This window comes from Alienimonas sp. DA493 (assembly GCF_043951915.1).
Taxonomy (GTDB): domain Bacteria; phylum Planctomycetota; class Planctomycetia; order Planctomycetales; family Planctomycetaceae; genus Alienimonas.
The window spans coordinates 1-8,286 of the sequence record NZ_JBINJD010000197.1 but is presented as its reverse complement, the minus strand read 5'-3'; the positions used below and the strand labels follow the sequence as shown (position 1 = coordinate 8,286).

The 8,286-nt window shown below is 72.4% G+C and carries 6 protein-coding genes and 1 pseudogene; 5 read left to right on the top strand and 2 right to left on the bottom strand.

Translation table 11 applies throughout. The annotated features are described in order from the left end of the window. Nucleotides 1-16 precede the first annotated feature (16 nt). Nucleotides 17-619 (bottom strand): hypothetical protein, encoded by a 603-nt coding sequence (locus ACG2DA_RS20315; protein WP_395258192.1) that lies wholly within the window; start codon nt 617-619, stop codon nt 17-19. A 267-nt stretch (nt 620-886) separates the two neighbouring features. Between ACG2DA_RS20315 and ACG2DA_RS20310 the strand changes: the two genes are divergently transcribed. Beyond that, nucleotides 887-2,377 (top strand): PQQ-binding-like beta-propeller repeat protein, encoded by a 1,491-nt coding sequence (locus tag ACG2DA_RS20310; protein ID WP_395258190.1) that lies wholly within the window; start codon nt 887-889, stop codon nt 2,375-2,377. Nucleotides 2,378-2,449: 72 nt separating this feature from the next. On the opposite strand, the gene ACG2DA_RS20305 is transcribed toward ACG2DA_RS20310, so the two are convergent. Further along, on the bottom strand, nt 2,450-3,643 hold the full coding sequence (locus ACG2DA_RS20305) for a phosphoglycerate kinase (protein WP_395258189.1): 1,194 nt from the start codon (nt 3,641-3,643) through the stop codon (nt 2,450-2,452). Nucleotides 3,644-3,784: 141 nt separating this feature from the next. On the opposite strand from ACG2DA_RS20305, the gene ACG2DA_RS20300 reads away from it, so the two are divergent. The 4 genes and pseudogenes from ACG2DA_RS20300 to ACG2DA_RS20285 all read left to right on the top strand — a co-directional run. Continuing rightward, entirely contained in the window at nt 3,785-5,680 is a 1,896-nt protein-coding gene (locus tag ACG2DA_RS20300) for a DUF5060 domain-containing protein (RefSeq protein ID WP_395258187.1), read from the top strand. Then, nucleotides 5,677-6,822, top strand: coding sequence for an ADP-ribosylglycohydrolase family protein (locus tag ACG2DA_RS20295; protein ID WP_395258185.1), 1,146 nt, complete (start codon nt 5,677-5,679; stop codon nt 6,820-6,822). Before ACG2DA_RS20300 ends, ACG2DA_RS20295 begins: the two co-directional genes overlap by 4 nt. Nucleotides 6,823-6,993: 171 nt before the next feature. Then, nucleotides 6,994-7,842, top strand: coding sequence for a hypothetical protein (locus ACG2DA_RS20290; protein WP_395258183.1), 849 nt, complete (start codon nt 6,994-6,996; stop codon nt 7,840-7,842). Nucleotides 7,843-8,020: 178 nt separating this feature from the next. Further along, nucleotides 8,021-8,286 (top strand): annotated as a pseudogene (locus tag ACG2DA_RS20285) (hypothetical protein); the annotation flags it as partial.

The following is an 8,286-nucleotide window of genomic DNA, read 5'->3' as shown; positions in this document are numbered from 1 at the left end:
GAGCGGCCGCGGCCGCTCAGAGGGAGTCGCGGAGGACGCCGAGGTCCGCGGCGCTGACGCGGGGGTAGAGCGACTTGTGGGCCTTCTCGAACTGCTGGGCGAAGGCGGTGACGTGCACGTTCTGCCGGTCGCGGCCGAACAGCGGCTGGGCGTCGAGGCTCTCGTCGGCGGAGCGTCCCCGCATGACGATGTCGTACATCGCCAGGAACTTCGCGGTGCGGGTCACGCCGTGCTGGCAGTGCACCAGCATCGGGTAGTTGTTCGCGTCCGCCAGGGCCTCCATGTGCTTTTGCAGGCGGGGGTCGGCGGGGTCGATGTCCAGCGGCATGTCCAGTTCGAGCAGCTTGGCGCCGGCGTCGGTCACGGCGTGCCGCTCGCCTTCCCAGCGGTCCTCGCCCATCTCGCCGGGGCGGCAGAGGTTGACCACGCTGCGGATCTGCCAGCGCTCGACCAGTTCGGCCATCACCTCCGGCTCGCACCAAGCGCTGCGGTACACCATGCCGGCCTCATGGGTGGCGACGTGCTTGTACTTGTGGTGCTGATGGTAGGCGTAGCCGCCCGCGGCGACGCCGCACACGAGCAGGGCGGACAGCGACAGCAGGGCGGTGCGGCGGTTCATGGAGACGACGTCAGGGCGAAGGATCGGGAGGGTCGGGCGGGAGCCGGATCGGGGCGGCGGGGCCCGACGACACCGGCGGAGCCGGTCGACGGGCGGGCGCGGCGACGGGCGGATGCGGCGGCCGGCGGAGGTCGCGGGTGTAGACCCGATCGCCGCCCTCGGTCAACGCGGTTCGCGGAGCGGTCGGCGTTTCTCACGACTCCTGCACATTTGGCAGCCCGGACTTACACTGGGCAAGCCTCGCACCCGCCATTTTCGGAACGACCCGTGCCGCCGTTCGTCCTGCTCGCCTGCGCCCTCGCGGCGCCCGACCCGGTCCCGGCGCCGGCGCCGACCGACTGGCCGGCGTTTCTCGGTCCGGCGGGAACCGGCGTCAGCGAGGAAACCGGCCTGCGGCCCGCCCTGCCGAACGCCGCCGCGGCGCTCCAGTGGACCGCGGAGATCGGCGAGGGCTACAGCGCCCCGGCCGTCGTGACGGTCCGGCGCGGCGACGACGACGGGACGCCCTCGGTTCTCACCCACCGCCGCGTCGGCCGCCGCGAGGTTCTCGTCCGCCGCGATCTGGAGACCGGCGAAACGCTCTGGGAGTCCGCCGCCCCCACCGCCTTCCGCGATCCCTACGGCTACAACGGCGGCCCGCGGGCCTCGCCGCTGGTCGTCCTGAACGACGGCGGCGACGGCGGCTCCGTCCTCACCCTCGGCGCCGCCGGCCGGACCGCCTGCACGGACCTCGTCACCGGCGAGGAGCGCTGGAGCCGCGACTTCCACGCCGAACTGAACATCCCCCGCTGGTTCTTCGGCGTGGGCGGCTCGCCGGTTCTCTATGAGAACCCCAACGGCGGCGCGCTGGCGATCTTCGCCCCCGGCGGCCAGCCGAACGCCGGGATCGTCGCCGTCGATCCGCTGACCGGCGAGACCGTCTGGACGGCCGTCGGTAAGGACACCTGGGACGGCGTGCCGGTCCCCCCGGAGCAGGGGGGCGAGGGCCCCTACGAATGGACCGGCGAGGAGCAGGTCGTCAGCTATTCGACCCCGCTGCTGGCCACGATCCACGGGGAGCCGCACCTGCTCTGCCTCGTCCGGCAGGGGCTTGTCAGCCTCGACCCCCGCACCGGTGAGCCGCGGTTCGCCTACTGGTTCCGCAGCCCGAAGTACGAAAGCGTCAACGCCGCCCGGCCGGTCGTGATCGGCGACCGCATCCTCCTCGCCGCGACCTACCGGGCCGGCTCGGTTCTCTTACAGGTGAACGCCGCCGGCGACGGGGTGACGGAGGCGTGGAGAAAGCCGGACCTGCTGGATTGCCACTGGAGCACTCCCGTGGTGCACGACGGCCTGATCTACGGCTTCGCCGGCCGGCACGAGCGGGAGGCGGAATTGCAGTGCGTCGACCTGGAGACGGGCGAACTGAAGTGGTCCGCCAACGGCCGCGACGCCGCCGGCCCGCTGCGGTTCTCCCGCGAGGCCGGCGGCTACGTGGACGCCGCCGGCGAGCGGGCCCCCGTCCCGGACTTCGGCCGCGGCTCCTGCCTGCTCGCCCCCCGGGTCGGGGACGGCGGCACGCTCTATATTCTCGGCGAACGCGGCACGCTGTTCTGCGCCCGGCCCTCCGCCGACGGTTACGTCGAACGCAGCCGCACCGAGGTCCCCAAGATCGACTACCCGGCCTGGCCGGCCCCGGTATTGGCCCACGGCCGGCTGCTGCTGGCGGACGAGGAGTCGCTGACGGTGTTGGATCTGCGAATGACGAATGACGAATGACGAATGACGAATGACGAATGACGAAGCGTTCACCCCTTCGTCATTCGACATTCCCTCATTCGTCATTCAGCGTCACTTCTGGTCCAGCACCTCGACGGCCCGGAACGGCTTGCCTTCGAGCATCGCCAGGCTGGCGCCGCCGCCGGTGGAGACGTGGCTGACCTGGTCGTCCATGCCGAACTGCTGGACGGCCGCGGCGCTGTCGCCGCCGCCGATGATGCTGATCGCCCCGTCCTTGGTGGCGGCGGCGACGGCCTCGGCGACGGCCTTGGTGCCGCCGTCGAAGGGGGGCATCTCGAACACGCCCATCGGGCCGTTCCAGACGATCGTTTTGGCGTTACGGACGATCTCGTCGTACATGCGGGCCGTCTCCGGGCCGATGTCCAGGCCCTCGAAGCCCTCGGGGATCTCGCCGGCGGGGGCGATCGTCTTTTTGCAATCGGAGCTGAAGTCGTCGCCGCAGTGGGTGTCGACCGGCAGCTTGAGGGTGTCGCCGCCCTCTTGGATCAGTTCCTTGGCGAGATCGGTCTTGTCCGGCTCGACCAGGCTGCCGCCCACCTTGCCGCCCTGGGCGAGGCTGAAGGTGTAGGCCATCGCCCCGCCGATCAGCACGCTGTCGCACTTGGAGAGCAGGTTCTTGATCACCTCGATCTTGTCGGAGACCTTCGCCCCGCCGAGGATCGCCACGAACGGCCGCTGCGGGTTCTCGATCGCCTCGGAGAGGTATTTAATCTCCTTTTCGACCAGCAGGCCGACGACCTTGGGCTTATCGCCCATGGCCTCCGGCACCGCGACCATGCTGGCGTCGGTCCGGTGGCAGGTGCCGAAGGCGTTGTTGACGTAGGCGTCGCCGAAGGCGGCCAGCTTGGCGGCGAAGTCGGCTTCGCCGTCCTTCTCGCCCGGCTCGAACCGCAGGTTCTCCAGCACGAGCACTTCGCCGTCCTTCAGGGCGGCGACCTTGGCCTGGGCGTCCTCGCCGACGGTGTCCGTGGCGAAGTGGACGGGGGCGGAAAGCAGTTCGCCCAGCCGGTCGGCGGCGGGCTTGAGGGAGTACTGCGGGTCCGGGGCGCCCTTGGGCCGGCCGAGGTGGCTCATCAGGATCACCCGCCCGCCGCGGTCCAGCACGTCCTGAATACTCGGCGCCGCGGCGGTGATGCGGCGGTCGTCGGTGATCTGGTCGCCGTCCAGCGGCACGTTGAAGTCGACCCGCATCAACACGGCTTTGCCAGCGGGGTCGAGGTCGGCGAGCGTTTTGGGCGAGGGCATGGGCGCGGGCGGGGCGGCGGGGGATCGGGACGGACGGGGGCGAAGTGTGAGCGGCGGCCGCGACGACGCAAGGGTGCCGAACCGATAGGCTGATCCCGTTGCGTCCCTCCGCGCGTCCGCCGATCTCCGCAGGAGCCCCCGATGCTCGCCCCCGCCCTGCTGCTCGCCGCCCTCGCCGCCCCGCCCGACGCCGCCGTCGAGGTGACGGGGCCGTACGGGGACGCCCGCCCCGCGGGCGCCCCGATCACGCTGACCCTCGCCGGGCCGGAGGTCCTCCGCGAGGACGGCGATGCCAACCCGTTCACGGACTACGCCTTCACCGGGCAGTTCTCGCTGCTGCCCGCCGACAACCCGTTCGAGGGCGCCGCCCTGACGGTCCCGGGCTACTTCGCCGCGGACGGCGCCGCCGGCCAAACCGGGGCGAGCGCCGGCGACCGCTGGCGGGTCCACGTGCGGCCCGACCGGGCGGGCGAACTGGACTACAAACTCACGCTGAAAAAGGGCGACGCCGTCGTCGCCGAGGCGACCGGCACGATCGAGGTCGGCCCGCCGACGAACGCCCCGGACAGCGCCTCCTTCGATCACCGCGGCGCCCTGCAAGCGTGGGACGGCCGGCTCGTGCTCGTCCCGCCGGGCGGCTCGCCGGCCGGAGGGACCCCCTTCTATAAAACCGGCGCCGACAGCCCGGAGAACCTGCTCGCCTACGCCGACTTCGACGGAACCTATTCCCTCAAGAGCAAACCCCGCGAGGGCGAATCGCACTCCGAGGCCCCCCACCGCTACGAACCGCACGTCCGAGACTGGACCGACGGCGACCCCACCTGGGGCGACGCCGGTGAGGGAGTCCGGGGGAAGGGCCTGATCGGGGCGTTGAACTACCTCGCTTCGGCGGGGGCGAACAGCATTTATTTCCTCCCCCACAACGTCGCCGGCGACGGCAAGGACGTCTGGCCCTACTCCGACCCCGACGACCGCACCCGGTTCGACTGCTCCAAACTCGACCAGTGGGAGATCGTGTTCAATCACTGCGACAAACTCGGCATCGCCCTGCACGTGATTCTGTCGGAGACGGAGAACGAATCGCTCTTCGAACACCGCGACGGCCCCGGCGACGGCGACGTCCCCTTCGCCGACACCCGCAAACTGTATTACCGCGAACTGATCGCCCGCTTCGCCCACCACCCCGCGCTGGTCTGGAACCTCGGCGAGGAGAACGGCCCCGAGGGCGAGGGCCGCCCGAACTCCGATCGAACCAGCAACACGGACGCCCAACGCTTCGCCTTCGCCGAATTTATTAAGGAGACCGACCCGTACGACCACCCGATCGTCGTGCACACCTATCCCGGCAAGCAGGACGCGGTGTACGCGCCGCTGCTGGGCTTGCCGTACTTCGACGGCGCCAGCCTGCAACTCAACCCGATGAGCCAGACCCGCGAGCAAACGTTGAAGTGGCGGCGGGAGAGCGCCGCGGCGGGCAAGCCCTGGTTCGTCTGCCTGGACGAAACCGGCCCCGCCAACACCGGCGTGATGCCGGACGGCGCCGACGGCGCCGAGAAGAACCACCGCGACGTCCGCCGCGCCCTCTGGGCGAACCTGCTCTCCGGCGGCAGCGGGGCGGAGTGGTACTTCGGGTACAAATACCCGCACAACGATCTGAATTTGGAAGACTTCCGCAGCCGGGCGAACGTCTGGCGGTTCTCCAGGATCGCCCGGGAGTTCGCCGAGCGCGAGAACCTGCACCTCTATGAACCCGGCCCGCCCGTCGCCGACAAAACCGGGAGCGGGGCGAAGGGCGCCGTCGCCGCGACCCGCCCCGCCGGGAACGGCCGCCCGGCGACGACGCTGCTGTACGTTCCCGCCGGCACGACGCCGCGGCTCGTCCTGCCGAAGGGCGAACTGACGATCCGCTGGTTCGACCCGCAAACCGGCGGCGAATGGCAGACCGGCGAGAGCCGTTCCCTCATCACCGGCGGGGAGATCGGCCTCGGCGGCGCCCCCGACGACAGCCGCGACTGGGTGGCGAAAATCGGCGGGTGAACGTCCCGCCCCCGCGGCGGCGTTTCTCCCCCATGAACGAACCGGACCGCGTCGACCGCCTCGCCGGCTGTTTATTAGGCACGGCGGTCGGCGACGCGCTCGGCCTGCCGCGGGAGAACCTCTCGCCCCGCCGGGCCGCCAAACTGTTCCCCGGGCCGGTGCGGCACGGGCTGCTGCCTACGCCGTCCGGCCGGCGGGGGATGGTCTCGGACGACACGGAGCACACGCTGCTCACCGCCCTCGCCCTCATCGAGGAACCGACCGACCCGGACCGCTTCGCCCGGGCGCTGGCCCGCCGGTTGAAATGGTGGCTCGCCGGCCTGCCCGCCGGGGCGGGGAAGGCCACGTTGAAAGCCTGCGCGAAATTAAGCCTCGGCGTACCGCCGGACCGCAGCGGGGTGAACAGCGCCGGCAACGGCCCGGTGATGCGGGCGGCGATTCTGGGGGCGTTCTTCCACGAAGACCCGGAGCGGCGCCGGGCGTTCGTGGAGGTCTCCGCCCGGCTCACGCACACGGATCCGCGGGCGGTCGCCGGGGCGCAGACGATCGCCCACGCCGCCGCCCTCGCCGCGGGACCGGCCCTTCGTCAAACCCCCGCCGCGACGCTGGCCGCTTTAATTGAGGAGACGACCGACCCGGAATTGCGCGGCGTTCTGATCAAGACCGCCGCGGCGCTGCGGCGGGGCGACGACGGGGCGACGCTCGCCTCCCTGCTGGAGTGGCCGCGGGGCGGGCCGAGCGGGTTCGTCCTGCACACCGTCCCGGCGATTTTCTGGGCGTGGCTGGCCGGCGAACCGGCGGCAACCGCCGCCGATGTGCGGGGCGGTCTTGAACGGGCGCTGAGCCTCGGCGGGGACGCCGACAGCACGGCCGCGGCAGTCGGCGGGTTGGCGGGAACGGCGGGCGGGACGGCGGCGATTCCCGCGGGATGGCTCGCCGGGTTATGGGAACGCCCCCGCGGCGCAGCGTGGATGCGACGTTGTGCGACGCAATTAGGAGCCGCCGGTCGCAGCCCGGCCGCGGAGCGGGCGGCGGCCCTGCGGGCGTTGCGGGTTCCCGTCGGGGCCGTGCCGGCGCGGAATGCGGCGTTCCTGATCGTCGTGCTGGGTCACGCCCTCCGCCGACTCGGGCCGCCGTGGTGAGACGGCGAAGCGGGGGGAGCGGGGCAGAATTTTTTGACGGTCCGCGACACCGGCGCCGGGAGCGCGGGGTTTCTTAAAGTAGACCCGCCCCCGCCGGTCCGCCCCGCCCGATAAAGGCGAGGTCGGGCCGCGACGGGGGCTTTCGCCCCCCCTCTCCGTGCGTTCGCCCCCATGTTCATTCTCCCCCGTCGTCGTTCCCTCGTCGCCGCGGCCGCCGCGGCGTTGACGCTCCCCCTGGCCTGCGCGACGCCGGCCTCCGCCCAGGACGAGCCGGACCGTCCCTCCGCCGAGGGCGAACGCCCCCGCGGCGAGCGCGGCGACCGCCCCCGCCGCGGCGACGGCGACCGGCCCCGCTTCGGCGACCGTGAGGATCGGCCGGACGGCGAGGGCCGCCCGGAACGCGGCGGCCGCTTCGGCGGCCGGTTCGGCCAAGGCCGTCCGGACGGCGAGGGCCGCGGTCCCGGCGGCCCGGGCGGGCCCGGCGGGATGAGCCGCTTCCTCCAGGCGATGCCGGTGCTCGCCGCCCTCGACGCCGACGGCGACGGCACGCTGTCGGCCGAGGAAATCGAGAACGCCACCGCCGCCCTCAAGTCCGTCGATAAAAACAACGACGGCAAGATCGACGCCGAGGAGATGCGGCCGGACTTCGGCGGCATGGGTCCCGGCGGCGACCGCCCCGGCATGCAGCGCGACGGCGACCGGCCGGAAGGCGATCGGCCCCGCGGCGACCGCCCCGGCATGAACCCCGAACAGATGGTCGAGGGCCTCATGCGGCGCGACGCCAACGGCGACGGCGTGCTCTCCGACGACGAGATCCCCGAGCGGATGCAGCGCGGCATGGAGCGGATCGACGCCAACAACGACGGCAAGATCGATCGGGACGAACTCAAGCAGATGATCGAAACCATGCGGGACCGCGGCCCCCGCGGCGACGGCGATCGCCCCCGCGGCGACCGCCCCGAAGGCGACCGGCCCCGCGGCGACCGGCCCCGCGGCGATCGGGACGGCGACGGCGTCTGAACGGCGTCCGCGACCTCCGGCGACCGCCCCCCGCCCGGCTCTCCCCGAGGGCCGGGCGGTTTCGTGCGCCCCCTGAAAATTGCCGCTGACGATGCCGGGGGACTGGTCGTGTGATCGCGTGTACAGTATTCTGTTCAGCAGTTCGCAGGTCCGTTTCCCCCCCGCCCCGCGTCGTCCGATGGTCGCCCGTCCCGCCCGCCTGTCCGCCGTCCGCCCGACCGCTTCCGGTCTGCCCGCCGCCGGTCTGTCGGCGGTGCGTGCGCGGCGTCGCCCCGTCCCGCCGCGGCCGACCGCGGGGGCGGAGGACGACGGCTTCGCCGCCGCCGCCGGGGCGGCCCGGATTCTCGTCGGCGTCCCTCCCGCGGAGCCGGCCCCGGTCGAACCCGTCCCGGTCGAACCGCCCTCCCGCGGCCTGAGCGGGGCGAACTGGTTGAGCGGCCCCGC

Excerpts from the sequence above, each read along its gene's own strand:
- ACG2DA_RS20290 (WP_395258183.1), top strand. The coding sequence starts at position 6,994 with ATGTTCATTCTCCCCCGTCGTCGTTCCCTCGTCGCCGCGGCCGCCGCG.
- ACG2DA_RS20305 (WP_395258189.1), bottom strand. The coding sequence starts at position 3,643 with ATGCCCTCGCCCAAAACGCTCGCCGACCTCGACCCCGCTGGCAAAGCC.
- ACG2DA_RS20315 (WP_395258192.1), bottom strand. The coding sequence starts at position 619 with ATGAACCGCCGCACCGCCCTGCTGTCGCTGTCCGCCCTGCTCGTGTGC.
- ACG2DA_RS20300 (WP_395258187.1), top strand. The coding sequence starts at position 3,785 with ATGCTCGCCCCCGCCCTGCTGCTCGCCGCCCTCGCCGCCCCGCCCGAC.